A 19,055-nucleotide genomic window follows, 5' to 3' on the forward strand; every position below is an offset into this window, starting at 1 on the left:
CGGTGTCTACGACGGCGGCCGTACGGCGTACACCTCGGCGGAGAACAGCGAGTACCCGTACCGGGTGGCGCGCGCGTCGCCCTGGACGCGGACGAAACGGGTCCCCGGGGCGTCCATGCGGACCGCCTCGTGCCCGCCCCGGCCCTCCCTGACGGTCGCCGCCGTGCGCCAGGTGCGGCCGTCCGCCGACACCTGGACGCGGTACCGGGCCGCGTACGCCTCCTGCCAGCGCAGCTCCACCAGTCCCACCCGGGCCGGCGCGGCCAGTTCCACCTGCCACCAGGCGCCGTCCTCCGCCGGGGACGACCAGCGGGTGCCGGGGTCCCCGTCGACCGCGGCGCCGGCCGGGAAGTCGGCGGTCTCGTCGCCGGACGAGGAAGCGGTGCCGGTACGGGCCAGGTCGGGTCCGCCCGTCCCCGGGTACGCGCGGACCGTCAGGACGCGTTCCTCCCCCGCGAACGACAGCGGCACCCGGTACTCGCCGGCCGGGGTGCCGGCCGGGACGGTGACCGTGACCGTGACGGTGGCGGCCGTACCGCGCGGGACGGTGGTCTGCTTGGGGACGGTGACCCGGACGCCCTTCGGGGCCTTCGCGGTGAGCGCGCCGCGCACCTCGCCCGGACGCGTGGCCGACAGCACCGCGTCCACCCGCAGCGGCGGCCCGCCGATCACCGCGTCCGCCTCGGCCCGGCCGAGCTCCAGCCGGGCCCGGGGCTCGTCGGCGAACCAGGGGACCAGTGCCCGTACGGCCGGTGCCTCGCCGCTCCAGGCGACCCGCACCGCCGAGGCGCGCAGTCCCTTCGCGGGCGTCTGCGTCCAGCCGCTCGGCGACAGGGCGCCCAGCCGGCGCCAGCCCTCACCGGGGACGTAGGCCTCGACGGTGCCCGCCCCGGCACCGGCGGCACCGCCGCGGGGCACGGTCATCGCCGTGACCGCCTCCAGGGGCCTGGGCCGGTCCAGCCGCACCGTGTGGGCGCCGTCGCCGGGCACGGCCGTGCCGGCGGCGCGGGCGGCGCCCGTCCAGGCCGCGGCCTCCCGCACGGCCCGTTCCAGGAACGGGTCCAGCACGCCGTGGCCCACCCGGACCGGGCTCGCCCTCAGTTCCGTGCGCAGCGGCTCCAGCTCCAGCGAGGCGCGCCAGCCCGCCGCGCCGTCGCCGTGTGCCTGCGCCTGGAGCATGTCGACCGCCTTCTCGCCGGCCCGGCCGTAGCGCGCCAGCTGGTCCAGCCAGGGGCGCACCTCGTCGTCCAGCCGGCCCTGCGCGGGTCCCGCCAGCCGCTGCGGGGCCTCGCGCATCACGGTGAAGGCCGCGCGCAGTTCGCGCGCCGCCCGGTCGCGGAGTGCCGCGCCCGCCCCCGCCCGGGTCCGCCAGAAGTCCGCCAGCAGCGGCCGCAGGTACGCCGACTCGGTGGGGCTGAGGATCGACGAGGCGTCATTGCCGGCCAGCGCGCCCAGCGCCTGCCCGGCCCGCGCGTCACCGCCCGCCAGCTCGTCCACCGCGGCCCGCCACGACTCCTGCGGGCGGTAGCCCTTGGGGTTCCAGGCGTAGTCGGCGGCGGTGAAGACCGGGATGCGGGACGCGGACGCCTGCTCCATGGCGTTGACCAGCAGGCCGGCGGAGCCGGCCGCGACGGCCGGCTGGCGGCCGGTGTACGGGCCGAGGAAGATGCGGTCCTGCGCGTAGTCGTTGACCGGGTAGTTGTCCATGGTGACCAGCGGGTGCCGCTCGAACGCCGCCCGCGCGCCGGCCAGTTCCCGGCCGGTGATGGTGCGCGGTACGACCCCGACCCCGGTCCACGCCACCTGGACCCGGTCGTCCAGCTCCCCGGCCAGCGCCGTGCGGTAGGCGGTGGCGCCGTCCTGGTAGAACTCGGTCGGCATCAGCGACAGCGGCTCCGCGTCCGGGTGCCGGTCGGCCAGGTGCCGGGCCAGCGCGCTCGCCACGCGCGCGTGCGCCCTGGCCGCGGCCTCGGGGCCGGAGCCGAAGGCGTCCGCGTCCCGGGAGCAGTGCCACTCGCTGTAACTGGCGTCCTGGAACTGGAGCTGGAAGGCCCGCACCCCGAGCGCGTACATCGCGTCGGCCTTGCGCAGCAGCGCCCGCACGTCGCCGTCGGAGGCCAGGCACATCGACTGGGCGGGCGCGACGGCCCAGCCGAGCGTCACATGGTTGCGCCGGGCCCGCTCGGCGAGCTCCCGGAACTCCGCGCGCTGGGTGGCCGGGTACGCCTCGCGCCACTGGGCCTGGCGGTACGGGTCGTCCCCGGGGGCGTAGAGGTATCGGTTCTGCTTGGTGCGGCCCATGAAGTCCAGTTGCGCCAGGCGCTGCTGGTGGCTCCAGGGCCGTCCGTAGAAGCCCTCCGTCATGCCGCGCACGGCCGTGCCCGGCCAGTCGCGCACGACGACGCCGGGCACCGCGCGGCCGGTTATCAGCTGGCGCAGTGTCTGGACGGCGTGGAACAGCCCGTCGTCCCCGACCCCGTCGAGGGCGACCGTGTCGCGGCCGGCCACCCGGCCGGTGGCGATCCGGTAGCCGCCGGAGGGCAGGTCGGCGCGCTCGGGCACGCGCAGGGCACGCAGCGCGCCGCGCGCGCCGTCGCCGCCCAGCAGCACCACGGGTCCCCGCCCGCCGTCCGGGCCGGTGCTCACCCTGCGCACGCCCGCGTCCCGCAGGACGGCTCCGAGGGCGGCCACCGTGGGCGGGTCGGCGCCCCCGTCCCCGTCCGCCAGGACGGTCACCTCGTCGCCGAGCGGTATCGCGGCGCCGCCCGCCCGCAGCGACTGGGGGCGGGGCCATACGGCGGGCGGTCGCGCGGCGCGGTCGCCCCCGGGCGCCGCGCCGGCGGGGGATCCGGACGGGCCGGGACCGCCGGGCGCGGCCAGGGCGCCGGGCGCGGCGCCGAGCAGTCCGCCGATCACGGCTGCGGCGACGGCTGTCGCGGTCAGCCTTCTGCGTCCCGACTGCACGCGCGTCTCCCCTCGTCTTCCGTTGTCCTGCGGGTAGCTTGGCCGGTGGCCGTACCGGTGGGCTTCGAGCCCACCACCGAGTCGCCGACGGTGTCAATGTGTGTGGCCGTTGTGTCGTATATGCCCACCGGGGTGAGGACCTCCGCCGTGCCGGACCGCACCGGCCCCCGCGCGCCCGGGCCGCCCCGGTCCGGTGCGGCGGCCGGCTCCCCGCCGGCAAACGGGTGTGACCCACATCACGTTCTGCGGATGCGGCGCCGCCCGGTGGGTAGGGCTGCTGTGACCCACCGCCGTCACCTGACAGGGAGGCCACCCGTGGCCGCGTCCGCCCAGCTCCTGCTCTCCGCCCTCTCCAAACAGGTCCCGGGCCCCCGGGCCGGTGTTCCGCCGCTCGCGGACCCGGGTCCCGGCCCGCTGACCAGCGAGCCCCCGCTCGCCGACGCCGCTCCGCTCACCAGCGAACCCCCGCTCACCGACTTCACCCCCCTCACCAGCGAGCCGACGGCGCACGGCACGGCCGGCGGACCGGAGTCCCCAGGAGCCTGAATGACCCTTGCCCGGCTCGCCGCCCTGCACGGTGTCGCCACCGCCTACGCCCCGTCGGCCGGCGTCACGGTCCCCGTCCCCGACATCACCGTGACCGAGGTCCTGGCCGCGCTCGACGTCGACGCCGGGACACCCGAGGCGATCGAGGCCTCGCTGGCGGCCGCCGAGGCGGCCGGGGCCCGGCGGCTGCTCCCGCCGACGCTGGTCCTGTGGCAGGGCGCCCCGCCGGAGCTGCCCCGCCCGCTGGCGGCGCTCCCGCCGGGCACCGAGCTGCGGATCACCACCGAGCACGGCGACGAGGTCTCGGGCACGCCCCGGTGGGAGCGGCTGCCGCTGGGGGTCCACCGGCTGGAGGCCGCCGCGCGCGACGGGCGGACCGCGCGCAGCGCGCTCGTCGTCGCGCCCGCCCGCGTGCCCCAGCCCGCCGGGCGCGGGTACGGCGTGCTGGTCCAGCTCTACTCGCTGCTGTCCGCCCGTTCCTGGGGCATGGGCGACCTGGGCGACCTGCGGGAGCTCGCCGGCTGGGCGGGCCGGGCGCTGGGCGCCGGGTTCGTCCAGGTCAACCCGCTGCACGCGGCCGTGCCCGGAACACCGACCGACCCCTCCCCGTACCGCCCCTCCTCGCGCCGCTTCCCCGACCCCGTCCACCTGAGGATCGAGGACGTCCCGGAGTCCGGCTACCTGCGCGGTGAGGACCGCGCGGCACTCGACGCGCTCACCGGGCGTGCCGGGGAGCTGCGCGAAGGGGTGCTGCGCAAGGGCGACCTGATCGACCGGGACGCCGTGTGGGTGCTCAAGCGGCAGGCCCTGGAGCTGCTGCGGCAGGTGCCCCTCGGCCCCGGGCGCGCGGCGGCCTTCCGGGCGTTCCGCGCCGAGCAGGGGCAGGCCCTGACCGACCACGCCACCTGGTGCGCGCTCGCCGAGCGGTACGGCTCCGACCAGGGCCAGTGGCCGGCGGGCCTGCGCGACCCCCGGTCGGCCAGGACCGCGCGGGCCCGCGACGAGCTGGCCGACCGGGTCGACTTCCACCGCTGGCTCGCCTGGCTGACCGACGAACAGCTCGCCGCCGCCGCGCACGGCGCCCGTGACGCCGGCATGGACATCGGCATCGTGCACGACCTCGCGGTCGGCGTGCACCCGGGCGGCGCCGACGCGTGGGCCCAGGCCGACGCCTTCGCCGCCGGGATGTCGGTCGGCGCCCCGCCCGACGCGTTCAACGCGCGCGGCCAGGACTGGGGTCTGCCCCCCTGGCGGCCCGACGCGCTGGCCGCCTCCGGCTACGCCCCCTACCGGGACCTGCTGCGCGGCCTGCTGCGGCACGCGGGCGCCCTGCGCATCGACCACGTGATGGGGCTGTTCCGGCTCTGGTGGGTGCCCGAGGGGCGCGAACCCACCGAGGGCACCTACGTCCGCTACGACGCCGACGCCATGCTCGCCGTCCTCGTCCTGGAGGCCCACCGCGCGGGCGCCGCCGTGATCGGCGAGGATTTGGGCACGGTGGAACCCGGCGTGCGCGAGGCCCTCCAGCGGCGCGGTGTCCTCGGCACGTCCGTGCTCTGGTTCGAACGGGACTGGACCGGCACCGGGCGACCGCTGCCCCCGGAGACCTGGCGCGAGGACTGCGTGGCCACCGCCACCACGCACGACCTGCCCTCCACGGCCGCCCGCCTCACCGGCGAGCACGTCGGGCTGCGCCACCGCCTGGGACTGCTGACCCGGCCCCTGGAGGAGGAACGGGACGAGGACGCCCAGGAGGTCGCCGAGTGGCTGGCCTACCTGAGGGAACTGGACCTGCTGCCCGCCGGCCCGCGTGACGAGGAGGCCGAGATCCGGGCGGTCTACCGCTTCCTGCGCCGCACCCCCGCGCGGATGACCGGCGTGTGGCTGCCCGACGCGGTCGGCGACCGCCGTCCGCAGAACCTGCCCGGCACCTGGGACCAGTACCCGAACTGGCGGCTGCCCCTCTCCGACGCCCGGGGACGCCCCGTCACCCTGGAGGAGCTGGCCGTCTCACCCCGGCTGCACGCCCTGATGGACGAGCTGAGGCGCGGGACGGCGCCTCCTACGGGGCCCCCGGACGCGCGGCTGCTCTAGGCGTTCGCTACGTTTGCTGCGTGGACAAGAAGAACACCCTGCGCGCCGGCGCCGTCGCGGCCGGTACGACGCTGATGATGCTGCTCATGTCGTCCCCCGCGCTCGCGCTCACCCGCGACGACGGTGACGACCCGGGATCCGGCCTGAGCGTGGCCGAGACGCTCGGCCTGTACGTCGCGGCCCCGATCGTGCTGTTCCTGGTGATCGCCGGTCTGGTGATGGTGCTCGACAAGTCCAAGAAGGTCTGACGCCCCCGGGGCCCGGCCCGCCCCACGCGGGGCGCGCGGGCCCCCGCCGACGGTCGTGCGCGCCCGCCGGTCCTCCCTGCCGGCGCGACCGCGCCCGCCGGGGCGGGGCCGCCCCGCCGGCCGTGTGCTCCGCCGACCCGCCCGGGTGGTCGCCCGCGACCACCCGGGCGGTCGCGTTCCCCGGTGGCCGGCCCCCCGGCCCGCCCGCCGTCCGGCCGGACGGACGGCGCATCCCGGCCATGGTGGCGGCGGGCACGGCCGTCGCGCCGGTGCCGCGCGCGGCGCGGAACGCGCGCGACGCGGCACCCCCGGGACCGGGGCCGCCGCGTCGCGCGGGTGACGCGGGGGCGCGCCCCCGCCGATGTGCCGATCGCCCTAGACGTCGGCCGCCTGGGCCCTGAGCGCGCGCTCCACGCCCGCCCGCGACTCCGACACCAGCCTGCGCAGTGCGGCGCTCGGTCCGGCGCTCGCCAGCCAGGCGTCCGTGGCGTCCAGCGTGGCCCGCGAGACCTGGAGGGACGGGTAGAGCCCGACCGCGATCTGCTGGGCCATCTCGTGGGAGCGGGACTCCCACACGCCCTTGACCGCCGCGAAGAACCTCTCCGCGTACGGGGCGAGCAGCTCGCGCTGGTCGGTCTGGACGAAGCCGGCGATCACCGCCTCCTGCACCGCGTTCGGGAGGTGGTCGGACTCCACGACCGACGCCCACGCCTCGGCCTTGGCCTCCTCGGTGGGCCGGGCCGCCCGCGCGGTGGCCGCGTGCCGCTCACCCGCCGCCGTCCGGTCCCGCTCGTACTCGGTGGCGATCTCCGCCTCGTCGTAGACACCGGTGGCCGCCAGCCGTTCCACGAACGCCCAGCGCAGCTCGGTGTCGACGGTCAGGCCCTCGATGGTCTCGCTGCCCTCCAGCAGGCCCGTCAGCAGGTCGAGCTGCTGCGGGGTGCGGGCGGTCGCCGCGAACGCGCGGGCCCAGGCGAGCTGGTGGTCGCCACCGGGCTCGGCGGTCCGCAGGTGGGCCAGCGTCGCCTCGGTCCAGCGCGCCAGCGCCGCCTCGCGCCGCTCCGGCGCCGCGTACAGGTCCAGGGCCAGCTTCACCTGGCGGTGCAGGGACTGCACCACGCCGATGTCGGACTCCTTGGAGATGCCCGACAGCACCAGCTCCAGGTAGGCGTGGGTGGCCAGCTCGCCGTCCCGGGTCATGTCCCAGGCCGACGCCCAGCACAGGGCGCGCGGCAGCGACTCGGTGAAGTCCCCCAGGTGCTGGGTGACGGTCCGCAGCGACTCCTCGTCGAGGCGCACCTTGGCGTACGACAGGTCGTCGTCGTTGAGCAGCACGACCGCCGGCCGCCGCCTGCCCATCAGCGCGTCCACGGCCGTCAGCCCGGCCGCCTCGACGTCCAGCTCGATCCGGTCGGTACGGACCAGGGAGCCGTCCCGGTGCTCGTACAGGCCGATCGCGATGCGGTGCGGGCGCAGGGTGGGCTCGCCCTTGGCGCCGGCCGGCAGCGCCGGGGCCTCCTGGCGGACCGCGAAGGAGGTGATGACGCCGTCCGCGTCCACGGAGATCTCCGGGCGCAGGACGTTGATGCCGGCGGTCTCCAGCCACGCCTTCGACCAGGTCTTCAGGTCCCGGCCGGAGGTCTCCTCCAGCGCGCCCAGCAGGTCGGACAGCCGGGTGTTGCCGAAGGCGTGCCGCTTGAAGTACGCCTGGACGCCCCGGAAGAACTCGTCCTCGCCCACGTAGGCGACGAGCTGCTTGAGGACCGAGGCTCCCTTGGCGTAGGTGATGCCGTCGAAGTTGACCAGGACGTCGTCCAGGTCCCCGATCTCCGCCATGATCGGGTGGGTCGAGGGGAGCTGGTCCTGCCGGTAGGCCCAGGTCTTCATCGAGTTGGCGAACGTGGTCCACGAGTGCGGCCACCGCGAGCCCGGCGCGTCGGCCTGGCAGGCGATCGACGTGAAGGTGGCGAACGACTCGTTCAGCCACAGGTCGTTCCACCACTCCATGGTGACGAGGTCGCCGAACCACATGTGGGCGAGCTCGTGCAGGATGGTCTCGGCGCGCGTCTCGTAGGCCGAGTCCGTCACCTTGGAGCGGAACACGTACTGGTCGCGGATGGTGACCGCGCCCGCGTTCTCCATCGCGCCCGCGTTGAACTCCGGCACGAAGAGCTGGTCGTACTTGGCGAAGGGGTAGGCGTAGTCGAACTTCTCCTGGAACCAGTCGAAGCCCTGCCGTGTCACCTCGAAGATCGCCTCGGCGTCCAGGTACTCGGCCAGCGACGGACGGCAGTAGATGCCCAGCGGCACCACTTGGCCGTCCTTCTCGTACCTGCTGTGCACGCTGTGGTACGGGCCCACGATCAGCGCCGTGACGTACGTCGAGATGCGCGGCGTCGGCTCGAAGTACCAGACGTCGTCCTTCGGCTCGGGCGTCGGCGAGTTGGAGATCACCGACCAGCCGGCCGGCGCCTTCACGGTGAACCGGAAGGTGGCCTTGAGGTCGGGCTGCTCGAAGCTGGCGAAGACCCGCCGCGCGTCCGGCACCTCGAACTGGGTGTACAGGTAGGCCTGGTCGTCCACCGGGTCGACGAACCGGTGCAGGCCCTCGCCGGTGTTGGTGTACGCGCAGTCGGCGACGACCGTCAGCTCGTTGCGGCCCTCGCGCAGGCCGGGGAGCGCGATCCGCGAGTCGCGGAAGACCTCGGCGGCGTCCAGCGGCTCGCCGTTGAGCACCACCCGGTGCACGGCCGGCGCCACCAGATCGATGAAGGTCTCCGCCCCCTCCTCGGCGGAGTCGAAGCGCACCGTGGTCGCGGACCGGTAGGTGCCCCCCTCCTGCGCGCCGCTCAGATCGAGATCGATCTCGTACGAGTCCACGGTCAGCAGCTTTGCCCGCCGCTGGGCCTCTTCACGGGTCAGGTTCGTGCCAGGCACCCGGTCATCTCCTCCGTATCGGACGTTTCGCGGCCATCCTTCCACGGCGGGAAGCGCGGGAGGCGGCCACCGTCGTCGGTGACCGCCTCCTTCGTACCCGTACCGGTGTCAGCCGTTCAGCTCCGCCGCCACCAGCTCCGCGATCTGCACGGCGTTCAGCGCCGCGCCCTTGCGGAGGTTGTCGTTGGACAGGAACAGCGCCAGGCCGTTGTCGACCGTCTCGTCCACCCGGATGCGGCCCACGTAGGAGACGTCCTTGCCGGCCGCCTGCAGCGGGGTCGGGATCTCGGACAGCTCCACGCCCTCGGCGTCCTTCAGCAGCTCGTAGGCGCGCTCCACACTGATGGGACGTTCGAAGCGGGCGTTGACCTGGAGGGAGTGGCCGGAGAAGACCGGCACGCGCACACAGGTGCCGGAGACCTTCAGCTCCGGGATCTCCAGGATCTTGCGGGACTCGTGGCGGAGCTTCTGCTCCTCGTCGGTCTCGTGCGAGCCGTCGTCCACGATCGAGCCGGCCAGCGGCACCACGTTGAAGGCGATCGGACGCCGGTAGACGGCGGGCTCGGGGAAGGCCACGGCCTCACCGTCGAAGGCCAGCTCGTCGGCCTTCTCCGCCACCGCGCACGCCTGGGTGCGCAGCTCGGCGACACCGGCCACGCCCGAGCCGGAGACGGCCTGGTAGGTGGTGGCGACCAGGGCGGACAGGCCCGCCTCCCGGTGCAGCGGCTTGAGGACCGGCATCGCGGCCATCGTGGTGCAGTTCGGGTTGGCGATGATGCCCTTGGGGCGGTCCTTGACCGCGTGCGGGTTCACCTCGGAGACGACGAGCGGCACCTCGGGGTCCCGGCGCCAGGCGGAGGAGTTGTCGATCACGACGGCGCCCTGCGAGGCGACCTTCTCGGCGAGCGCCCTGGAGGTGGCGCCGCCGGCCGAGAACAGCACGATGTCCAGCCCCGAGTAGTCGGCGGTGGAGGCGTCCTCGACGGTGATCCCCTCGCCCCCCCACTCGATGGTGGAGCCCGCGGAGCGGGCGGAGGCGAACAGCCGCAGCTTCTCGACCGGGAAGTTCCGCTCGGCGAGAATCTTGCGCATGACCGTGCCGACCTGACCGGTGGCTCCGACGATTCCGACCTTCACGGGACTCCTCCGTACGTGCTTGCGGGCCTGGTGCCGACCCATCATGCGTCTCTCCTGGGCAACCTTGTCCAATCCATTGTCCGGGGGATGAGAAGCGGCACGGAAAAGGGCGGGCGCCCACCGGACGCCCGCCCTCACCCTTCGTACCGGAAGCGCTACTGCGTGACCTTGCCGATCACCACGCTGCCGCTGCCCGCGGTGGTGCCGCGCGCGTTGACCAGGCGTACCTCACCGAAGAACTGCCGTCCCTCCGGAGCCGGGCCGTTGACCAGCACTTCGGCGCCCACCTGCGCGGTCGCGCCGTTCGCCAGGGGGACGGCCTTGGCCTCGTCGACCTCGACCGTGCCGAGCGCGGACGAGAAGTACACGTCCTTGTAGTCGTACGTGGTCGTCCCGGCCGGGACCGCGTAGCCGTCCACGACGATCGTGTAGGTACCGGCGGCCGGCTTGGTCAGGGTGACCGACTCCTCGGAGTCGCCGTCCGCCGACTGGCCGACCTGCTTGCCGTCCTTCAGGACGGTCAGGTCGAGGTCGGCGCCCTTGTCGGAGGTGTTGCCGATCGCCACGTCGAGGCGCTCGACGCCCTCACCGACGGTGACCGTGCTGGTCTGCTGCTCGTGGTTGCCGATCGTCGGAGCGGCGACCTTGGCGGAGCCCAGCGAACCGCCCCTCAGCCTGCCGTCGACGGCGGCGAAGGTGTTGGTGACCTTCCAGTCGACCGCGGCGGGCGTGCCGACCTTCGCCTCGGGGACGGTCCTGACGGCCGGGTCGAAGGCCGCGCCCAGCACCGTCACACCCAGCTTGTACGGGTTGTCCAGCTCGGGGGACGTGCGGCGGGACTCGACCTCGATCTCCCAGACGCCCGGCTGCGGGTCGGCGTACGAGCGCAGGTCGGGGCGGCAGGTGTTCGCCGGGTTGTAGTTCGGGTAGCACACGCTGGACGCGGTGTCCTCGACGGCCACACCGTACGGGTGGACGGAGATGAACCGGGTCTGGCTCTGCCCCTTCAGCCCGCCGAGCGTGACCTCCAGGGACTTGGCGCCCTGCGGCACGGTCACGAAGTACGACTTCGAGGAGTTGCGCTGCACCGAGCCCGTCGTGGCGAACGCGTAGGACGGCTTGGCCAGCTCCTTGGCGGCGACCACGGTGGTGAGGATCTGCTTGTCGACGCCCTCGGTGCGGACGTCGTCCGCCTCCAGGATCGCGCTGTGCGCGCCCGCGGAGAGGGCCTTGGCCGTCACCTTCACCGTGACCGGCTTGTTCAGCGGCAGCACCACGGAGCCCGGGCCGGGCAGGTCGAAGGTGCCGTCGTTGTACTTCCAGTCCAGCTCGTGCCGGACGGGCCCGTCCGGGCCGGTGGTACGGGTGATGGTGACGTCGTAGGTCTTCTTCTGCTTGACCTTCAGGCCGCCCTCGCGGTCGTACAGGCCGGTGCCGAAGCCGGGGGTCTTCAGCGCGAAGTCGATCGCGGTGTCGACCGGTGCCTTGACCGTGTACTCGTGCGCGGTGGCGCCCGCGCGGATCGCCTTCCAGGCGCCGACGACGTCGATCAGGCCGGAGCCCTGCTCGTGCGCCGCCACCCCGCTGATCTTCTTCGCGGTGCTGGTCAGCGCGGTGCGCAGATCGGCCGGCGGCAGGTCGATGTTCTTCTGCTTCGCGGCCGACAGCAACAGTGCGCTCGCGCCCGCCGCCTGCGGCGAGGACATCGAGGTGCCCTGGAGCATGCCGTACCCGGCGGGCAGCCGGTAACCGGCCTCGGCGACGGGCGCGCCGGGCAGCCAGGTCTGGATGGTGTTGATGGCCGAGCCGGGGGCGGAGATGGTCGGGGCGAAGCCGCCGTCCTCACGCGGGCCGCGCGAGGAGAAGTTGAACATCGCGTACTTCTTCTCGACCTCGGAGCCGTAGTTGGCGGCCCAGGTGTCCTTGGAGATCGCGGCGCCGACCGAGATCACTTTGTCGGCCAGGGCGGGGTCACCGATGGTGTTGGTGCCGGGGCCCTCGTTGCCCGCCGAGATGACGAGCTGGACGCCGTACTCGTCGATGAGGCGCGTGTACAGCTCGGCGCGGGCGTTGTTGCCGTCGTTCAGCGCGGGCAGGCCGCCGATGGACATGTTGACGATGTCCACGCCGCGGTTGATGACCAGGTCGGCCATGCCCTCGGTGAGCGCCACGTTGGTGCAGCCGCCGCTCCAGGAGCAGGCGCGCGAGGAGACCAGCTTGGCGCCGGGCGCCGCGCCGTCCATCCTGCCGCCGAACAGGCCGTGGGCGGCGGTGATGCCGGCCACGTGGGTGCCGTGCTCGGACTCGATGATGCCGACGTTGACGAAGTCGGCCTTCTTGCCCACCCAGGTCCCGCCCAGCGGGTCCATGGGCACGTCCTTGCGCACCTCGATGACGAACGGGATCCGCTCGGCCACCTCGGTGGCCGGGTTGTCCGTACCGAAGTACCCGATCTGGTGGCCGTCCTTGTACGGCTTCATCGCGGCGTCGTCGGTGAAGTCGGCGTTGCCGTTCAGGTCGACCCGGACGGTGCCGGCGGCCGGGTCGTACAGCAGACCCCAGACGTCGGTGGTGTCGCCGTCCCGGTTGACGTCGCCCTTCATGTCGCCGTTGGCGGTGATCGCCTCGGAGAACCGGCTGAAGTGGTACTTCCCGGCGGGCGCCGTCCAGGTGCGGCTCGCGGCCGTGAAGGTGGGCCCGTCGACGGGGGTGATCTGGGCGCGCCAGGTGCCGTCGTTGTCGGTGATCGGGTCGGTGGCCGTCACCCAGTCGACGATCTTGCGCTCACCGGTGCTGGTCCTCTGCAGCGCGGGGTGGCCCAGGTCGACGCCGGAGTCCATGATGCCGATGGTCACGCCCCGGCCGTCGAACTTCGGGTGCTTGGCGACGAAGTCGACCGCGCCGGTCTCGAAGGACGGGTTGTACGGGTTCTTCGCGGGCGTCCTGGCGTCGGGGCCGGGGTACGCGCCGGCGGTGGCGGCGGTGCGGGCGGCCCCGGCGCGGTCGGCGGACGGGGTCGGGTCGTCCAGCGCGATCTCGTGCTTGAGGTCGATGCCGTGCACGCTGGGGAGCGCGGCCGCCGCGTCGAGGGCCGCCTCGGCGCGGGCGGTGGGCAGGGTGGCCCGCACATAGCCCAGCTTGTCGTACGTCCGGCCGACGGAGGCCCCGTGGACCGCGTCGAGTTGCGCGGCGACCTGCTCGGTCGCGCCCGGCGCGGTGGCCACCATGACGGTGACGGTCTTCTCGCCCTGCGCCTGGGCCTCGGCCAGCAGGTCGGCGTCGGCCGAACCCAGCTTGTCGGCCGACGCCTTGACGGGCTCGGTGCCCGCCGGGCCGTCGGCGGCGAGCACGGGGGCCGTACCGGCCGCCACGAGCGCGGCCACCAGGCCGGCGGCGGCGGCCACGCGGGCCGCCCGTCTGTGCCCGGGGGTCGAGCCCCCGGATATGGGGCTCTGAGATTCGGGGGTGGTCATCAGCATCCCTGTTGGTGAAAGACACGGTCCGGAATTCGGTGCCGGATGACCGCTCAGCCTGTCGCAAATGACCCGTGTTTGGGGAGGGTTGGCGGAGCCGGGATACCGCCATGGCGGGAACCCGCCACTGTGCACTCCCCGCCATCGGGAACGAACCCGGACGACTCACCCCGGCGGCCGGCTCACCGGGGCAGCACGACCACGTACGCGGCCGGTGACCGGTCGCCGGCCGCCATCAGGGCCGTCCGCACCACCACGGCCTGCTGGTCGGGCGCCTCCCGCAGCTTCCTGGGCGCGAGGTGCACCAGAGTGATGCCGATCCGGTCCAGGTGCTCGCGCTTGCGGGCGCACTCGGTCCGGGTCACCTCGTCGTCCTGGTGGGGGGCGCGGGCGTCCAGTTCCACCGCGACGGCGTGGTCGGGCCAGTAGGCGTCCACGCCGCCCAGGAAGGGGCCGCCGGGCAGCCGGAGGTCCACGTTCCACAGCGGTTCCGGCAGCCCGTGGGAGCGGACCATCCGGTACAGCCGGTCCTCGGCCAGCGCCCGCCCCTCGGCGAGCAGGGCGTCCACCGCGTCCATCACGTGGGGGCGGGTCAGCAGCCGGCCCCGGTGCAGCTCGCGCACCACCGCCGCCGGTTCGCAGTGCCCGGCGCGCACCGCCTCGCTCAGCAGCCGCCGCACCGCGTGGGCGTCCCCCAGCGGTCCGATGGCGTCGGCCAGGGCGCGGGCCACCGGGGCGACCGGCAGGGTGGTGACCTCCTGGGCCACCGGGAGCTCCTGGGCGCGCACCACGCGTACCGCGCCGGTGGACCGCAGCCGCCGGGTGCCCGGCACCAGGACGTCGATCCGGTTCAGGGACGGCAGCGGGGGAGCGGCGGTGAACCGGTGCAGCGCGAGCGCCGCCAGCCCGGTGATCATCACCTGCCCGTCGCCGGGCCGGCGCTCGGCGTACAGCAGCGCGGCCCGCAGCCGCTCCTCACTGGTCGGGGGCCCGGGATGGAGCAGGTACACCCCCGGCAGCAGCCGCTGCCAGGGGCCGCCGGGCCGGCACTGCGCGTCGACCTCGGCGGCGGACACACCATGGGCCCGCAGCTGCGCGGCGGACATCACGCGCCGCCGCGCCTCGGCGAGGTGGGAGAGGGGACGGGGGGAGAGCGGGGTGTTGGTCATGCTGCCGGGTTTCCCGCCGACCCGCCACGGGCTAACCGCTGTTACACAGCCGTCGACAATCCGGGACAGCCTCGTCCTAAAGGACAGCCGTTCGACTGCCGATCAGGGGCCCCGGAAAATTCCGGGGCCCCTGGTCACAGCCGTGCCGACGGGAGCGTCGGGCGTCAGCCCGCCGTCGGCGCCCGATCCGCCGCCGCGTCGCACGCCTGAGCGCGCAGCGCGCGGGCCAGGTCGTCGCGGGCCTCCAGGACCAGCCGGCGCAACGCCGGGGGCGCCGACTCGTGGGCGGAGAGCCAGGCGTCGGTCGCCTCCAGCGCGGGCCGGGCGTCCTGCAGGCCCGGGAACATGCCCCGCACCACGTCCATGCCGATCTGGATGGACCGGTCCGCCCACACCCGCTCGATCGCCGCGAAGTACTTCTCGGTGTACGGCGCGAGCAGCTCGCGCTGCGACGGCTGGACGAAGCCCGCGATCGTCGCCTCCACCAGCGCGTTGGACAGCGCCTCGGACTCCACCACCTGCGCCCACGCCTGGGCCTTCACCGCGGCGGACGGCCGGGCCGCCAGGCAGCGCACCTGGTGGCGCTTGCCGGAGGCGGTGTCGTCGCGGGCCAGTTCGGCCGCGATGGCCGCCTCGTCCGCACGGCCGTGCGCGGCCAGCGGCTCCAGGAACGACCAGCGCAGCTCCTGGTCGACGTCCAGCCCGTCGATCCGGGCCGTACCCGCCAGCAGGCCCTCCAGGAGCTGGAGGTCGGCGTCCGTGGTCGCCGTCGCCGCGAGGAACCGCGCCCAGGTCAGCTGGTGCTCACTGCCCGGACCGGCCAGCCGGAGCTCCTTGAGCGCACCCGCCGACAGCAGCCGGCCGCCCTCCTCGCGCCACTGCGGCGCCGCGTAGTGCGTCAGCGCGGACCGGGCCCAGGCGTGCAGCATCTGGAGCACGCCGATGTCCGTCTCGCGGCCCGCGAAGTCCAGCACCAGCGACAGGAAGTCCCGGGCCGGCATCAGCGCGTCACGGGTCATGTTCCACAGCGCCGACCAGCACAGCGCCCGGGCCAGCGGGTCGGTGATGTCGCCCAGGTGCGCCCGCAGCGTCTTGAGCGAACCCTCGTCCAGGCGGACCTTGCCGTAGGTCAGGTCGTCGTCGTTGACCAGCACCAGCGCGGGCCGTTCGGCGCCCGCCAGCTCCGCCACCACCGTCCGCCCGCCGGTGACGTCCACCTCCGCGCGGGCGTACCGCGCCAGTTCGCCGTCCGTCAGGCGGTACAGCCCGACCGCCGCCCGGTGCGGGCGCAGCGGCTCGCCCTCCTGCACCACGGCCAGCTCGGTGATCCGGCCGGCCGCGTCGTACGTCACCGCCGGTGTCAGCACATTGACGCCCGAGGTCTCCAGCCAGGCCCGGGACCAGGTCCTCATGTCCCGGCCGGAGGTCTCCTCCAGGACGGACAGCAGGTCGTCGAGCCGGGTGTTGCCGTACGCGTGCCGCTTGAAGTACCGCCGGGCGCCCTCCAGGAACGCCTCCCGCCCCGCGTACGCGACCAGTTGCTTGAGCACCGCGGCGCCCTTGGCGTACGTGATGCCGTCGAAGTTGAGCTTGGCGTCCTCCAGGTCCCGGATGTCGGCGGTGACCGGGTGCGTGGACGGCAGCTGGTCGGCCCGGTACGCCCAGGCCTTGCGGTTGTTGGCGAAGGTCACCCAGCTGTTGGTGAACCGGGTCGCCTCCGCCAGCGAGAAGGAGCCCATGAAGTCGGCGAACGACTCCTTCAGCCACAGGTCGTCCCACCACTTCATGGTGACCAGGTCGCCGAACCACATGTGCGCCATCTCGTGCAGGATGACGTTGGCCCGCCGCTCGTACGCCGCCCGCGTCACCTTGCCGCGGTAGATGTACTCCTCGCGGAAGGTGACCATGCCCGGGTTCTCCATGGCGCCGAGGTTGTACTCGGGCACGAAGGCCTGGTCGTACTTGCCGAAGGGGTAGGGGTAGTCGAAGTTGTCGTGGAAGAAGTCCAGGCCCTGCTTGGTGATGAGGAAGACGTCGTCCGCGTCGAAGTGCTTGGCCAGCCCCTTGCGGCACATCGCGCCGAGCGGGATCTCCAGCTCACCGCGCCGGTAGGTGTCGGTGACGTAGTGGTACGGCCCGGCCACGACGGCCGTGATGTACGTGGAGATCGGCTCGGTCCGCGCGAAGGACCGCACCTGGCCCTCCCGGGACTCCTCGGCGCCGTTGCTCCACACCGACCAGTCGTCCGGTGCCGTCACGGTGAACCGGAAGGGCGCCTTGAGGTCGGGCTGCTCGAAGTTGGCGAAGACCCGCCGCGCGTCGGCCGGCTCGTACTGGGTGTAGAGGTAGACCTCGCCGTCCTCCGGGTCGACGAACCGGTGCAGCCCCTCGCCGGTCCTGCTGTACGCGCACCGCGCGTCCACCACCAGGACGTTCTCCTCCCGCAGGCCCTCCAGGGCGATCCGGGCGCCGTCGAAGACCGCGGCCACGTCCAGCTCCCGCCCGTTGAGCGTCACCGCGTCGACGGACGGAGCGATCAGGTCCACGAAGGTGGCGGCCCCCGGCACGGCGCTGCGGAACCGGATCGTGGTCACCGAGCGGAAGGTCCGCTGCTCCGACGCGCTCTCCCCGACGGCGGACCGCACGTCGAGCGCGACCTCGTACCCGTCGACGGACAGCAACTCGGCCCGCTCGCGGGCCTCGTCGCGGGACAGATTCTCACCGGGCACGGGCTACTCCTTCGTGGCACGTCGGGAAACAGGAGTGATCCTCCCATGTGCCGCTGACGGACGGCATGCGGGAATTCCCCGGCCCCGCCGTACGCTGGCCGGTCGAGGCGCACCACCACCCCAAGAGGAGAGTCATGTCCGAAAGGATCACCGCCGATTTCTGGTTCGACCCGATGTGCCCCTGGGCGTGGCTGACCTCCCGCTGGATGCTGGAGGTGGAGAGGCTGCGCCCGGTGGACGTGCGCTGGCACGTGATGAGCCTGGCCGTGCTGAACGAGGACAAGCTCGACGAGCTCCCCGAGGAGTACCGCGAGCTGCTCGGCAGCCAGGCCTGGGGGCCGGTCCGGGTGGTGACCGCCGCCCGGCTGCTGCACGGCGAGGACGTCGTCGGCCGGCTGTACACCGCGCTCGGCACCCGCTTCCACAACGAGGGCATGGGCGCCACCCGGGAGGCCGTCGCCGCCGCGCTGCGGGACGCGGACCTGCCCGCCTCGCTCCTGGAGTACGCGGACCGGGACACCTACGACGCCGAGCTGCGCGCCTCCCACAAGGAGGGCATCGGCAAGGTCGGGGAGGACGTCGGCACCCCGGTCATCGCGGTCCCGGGGCCGGGCGGCGAGGAGGTCGCCTTCTTCGGCCCGGTCGTCACCCCGGCCCCCCGGGGCGAGGCGGCGGCCCGGCTGTGGGACGGAACGCTGCTGGTGGCCTCGACGCCGGGTTTCTACGAGATCAAGCGCACCAGGACCGCCGGGCCCGTCTTCGGCTGACCGCTCCCCCCCGTCCGGCCGGTACGGGCACGGGCCGGCCCGTCCCGTGCGCGGGTGCGGAAGTGCCCCGCGAGTCACGTCCTCGCGGGGCACTTCCTCTTTTCCGCCTGCCCGGTGAAGGCTGAGAAGACGATCACGAGCAGGGCGTTCTCACCGCTCCCCGGTCAGGGGGCGATCAGCGGCGTGCGCTCCTTGGCCCGGGCGTAGCGCTTGGCCACGTCCTGCCAGTTCACGACCTGCCACATGGCGTCGATGAAGTCGACCTTCTGGTTCTTGTACTGGAGGTAGAAGGCGTGCTCCCAGGCGTCGAAGACCAGGACCGGCACCGAGCCCTGGCCGACGTTGCCCTGGTGGTCGTAGACCTGCTCGACGATCAACCGGCCGCTGACCGGCTCGTACGCCAGCACGCCCCAGCCCGAGCCCTGGGTGGTGGCGGCGGCCTTGGACAGCTGGGTCTTGAACCGGGCGAAGGAGCCGAAGGACTCGGTGATGGCGTCGGCGAGCTCGCCCACGCCGTCGGCCGCCAGCGGCTCGCCGCCGCCGCCGTTCCTGGTGCCGGTCATGTTGTGCCAGTAGATGGAGTGCAGGATGTGGCCCGACAGGTGGAACGCGAGGTTCTTCTCCAGGCCGTTGATCGAGCCCCACTGCTCCTTGTCGCGGGCCTCCTCCAGCTGCTCCAGGGTGTCGTTCGCGCCCTTGACGTAAGCGGCGTGGTGCTTGTCGTGGTGCAGCTCGATGATCTGGGGATTGATGACCGGGTCGAGTTCCGCGTAGTCGTACGGAAGTTCAGGAAGTGTGTAGATCGCCATGTCCGAGCCCTCCGACTGCTTATTGCACATCTTATGCAGGTGCAGGCTAACAGCAGCAAGCCGGGGGAGCCGGTCATCCCTTGGACCTAGGTTCTGTCTCCTTGGTCAGTGCCGTGTCCAGATCAGGATGGCGGCGAGGTGGAGTGCGGCCTGGTAGGCGATGGCGAGTTTGTCGGTTCGTG

11 protein-coding genes are annotated in these 19,055 nt (G+C 73.5%); 4 read left to right on the forward strand and 7 right to left on the reverse strand.

Annotated elements, in window-relative coordinates:
• Positions 1-6 precede the first annotated feature (6 nt).
• Positions 7-2,964: a beta-N-acetylglucosaminidase domain-containing protein gene (locus AB0H53_RS03325; RefSeq protein ID WP_362106360.1), complete on the reverse strand. Its 2,958-nt coding sequence runs from the start codon at positions 2,962-2,964 to the stop codon at positions 7-9.
• 315 nt (positions 2,965-3,279) lie between these two features.
• On the opposite strand from AB0H53_RS03325, the gene AB0H53_RS03330 reads away from it, so the two are divergent.
• The 3 genes from AB0H53_RS03330 to AB0H53_RS03340 are packed head-to-tail and all read left to right on the forward strand — an operon-like array spanning position 3,280 to position 5,852.
• Positions 3,280-3,510 carry a hypothetical protein gene (locus tag AB0H53_RS03330; protein ID WP_362106363.1) on the forward strand — a complete coding sequence of 77 codons (231 nt, stop codon included), beginning with the start codon at positions 3,280-3,282 and terminating at the stop codon, positions 3,508-3,510.
• Positions 3,511-5,604 (forward strand): 4-alpha-glucanotransferase, encoded by a 2,094-nt coding sequence (gene malQ, locus AB0H53_RS03335; protein ID WP_362106366.1) that lies wholly within the window; start codon positions 3,511-3,513, stop codon positions 5,602-5,604.
• A gap of 20 nt (positions 5,605-5,624) precedes the next feature.
• Positions 5,625-5,852 (forward strand): hypothetical protein, encoded by a 228-nt coding sequence (locus AB0H53_RS03340; protein ID WP_362106369.1) that lies wholly within the window; start codon positions 5,625-5,627, stop codon positions 5,850-5,852.
• Between the two features lie 375 nt (positions 5,853-6,227).
• Here the strand turns inward: AB0H53_RS03340 and pepN (AB0H53_RS03345) are convergent, their stop codons facing one another.
• The 5 genes from pepN (AB0H53_RS03345) to pepN (AB0H53_RS03365) form a co-directional block, all read right to left on the reverse strand.
• Positions 6,228-8,789 (reverse strand): aminopeptidase N, encoded by a 2,562-nt coding sequence (gene pepN / locus AB0H53_RS03345; protein WP_362106372.1) that lies wholly within the window; start codon positions 8,787-8,789, stop codon positions 6,228-6,230.
• A 108-nt stretch (positions 8,790-8,897) separates the two neighbouring features.
• Complete coding sequence (locus AB0H53_RS03350) at positions 8,898-9,926, reverse strand: aspartate-semialdehyde dehydrogenase (protein WP_362106375.1); 1,029 nt, start codon at positions 9,924-9,926, stop codon at positions 8,898-8,900.
• A 155-nt stretch (positions 9,927-10,081) separates the two neighbouring features.
• The gene (locus AB0H53_RS03355; RefSeq protein WP_362106378.1) at positions 10,082-13,399 is read right to left on the reverse strand and encodes a S8 family serine peptidase; all 3,318 of its coding nucleotides are present in this window, start codon (positions 13,397-13,399) and stop codon (positions 10,082-10,084) included.
• A 182-nt stretch (positions 13,400-13,581) separates the two neighbouring features.
• A complete protein-coding gene (locus AB0H53_RS03360) occupies positions 13,582-14,568 on the reverse strand; it encodes a hypothetical protein (RefSeq protein WP_362106381.1) in 987 nt (328 codons plus the stop codon).
• 164 nt (positions 14,569-14,732) lie between these two features.
• Complete coding sequence (gene pepN / locus AB0H53_RS03365; RefSeq protein ID WP_362106384.1) at positions 14,733-17,297, reverse strand: aminopeptidase N; 2,565 nt, start codon at positions 17,295-17,297, stop codon at positions 14,733-14,735.
• A 134-nt stretch (positions 17,298-17,431) separates the two neighbouring features.
• Between pepN (AB0H53_RS03365) and AB0H53_RS03370 the strand changes: the two genes are divergently transcribed.
• Positions 17,432-18,064, forward strand: coding sequence for a disulfide bond formation protein DsbA (locus AB0H53_RS03370; protein ID WP_362106386.1), 633 nt, complete (start codon positions 17,432-17,434; stop codon positions 18,062-18,064).
• 164 nt (positions 18,065-18,228) lie between these two features.
• Here the strand turns inward: AB0H53_RS03370 and AB0H53_RS03375 are convergent, their stop codons facing one another.
• Complete coding sequence (locus tag AB0H53_RS03375) at positions 18,229-18,873, reverse strand: superoxide dismutase (protein WP_362106389.1); 645 nt, start codon at positions 18,871-18,873, stop codon at positions 18,229-18,231.
• Positions 18,874-19,055: the final 182 nt, after the last annotated feature.

It is taken from the genome of Streptomyces sp. NPDC050856 (assembly GCF_040653855.1).
In the GTDB taxonomy this organism is placed as follows: domain Bacteria; phylum Actinomycetota; class Actinomycetes; order Streptomycetales; family Streptomycetaceae; genus Streptomyces.

Bases quoted from the DNA above. Each gene is read 5' to 3' on its own strand.
- AB0H53_RS03355 (WP_362106378.1), bottom strand. From the start codon at position 13,399: ATGACCACCCCCGAATCTCAGAGCCCCATATCCGGGGGCTCGACCCCC.
- AB0H53_RS03360 (WP_362106381.1), bottom strand. From the start codon at position 14,568: ATGACCAACACCCCGCTCTCCCCCCGTCCCCTCTCCCACCTCGCCGAG.
- malQ (WP_362106366.1), top strand. From the start codon at position 3,511: ATGACCCTTGCCCGGCTCGCCGCCCTGCACGGTGTCGCCACCGCCTAC.
- AB0H53_RS03370 (WP_362106386.1), top strand. From the start codon at position 17,432: ATGTCCGAAAGGATCACCGCCGATTTCTGGTTCGACCCGATGTGCCCC.
- AB0H53_RS03375 (WP_362106389.1), bottom strand. From the start codon at position 18,873: ATGGCGATCTACACACTTCCTGAACTTCCGTACGACTACGCGGAACTC.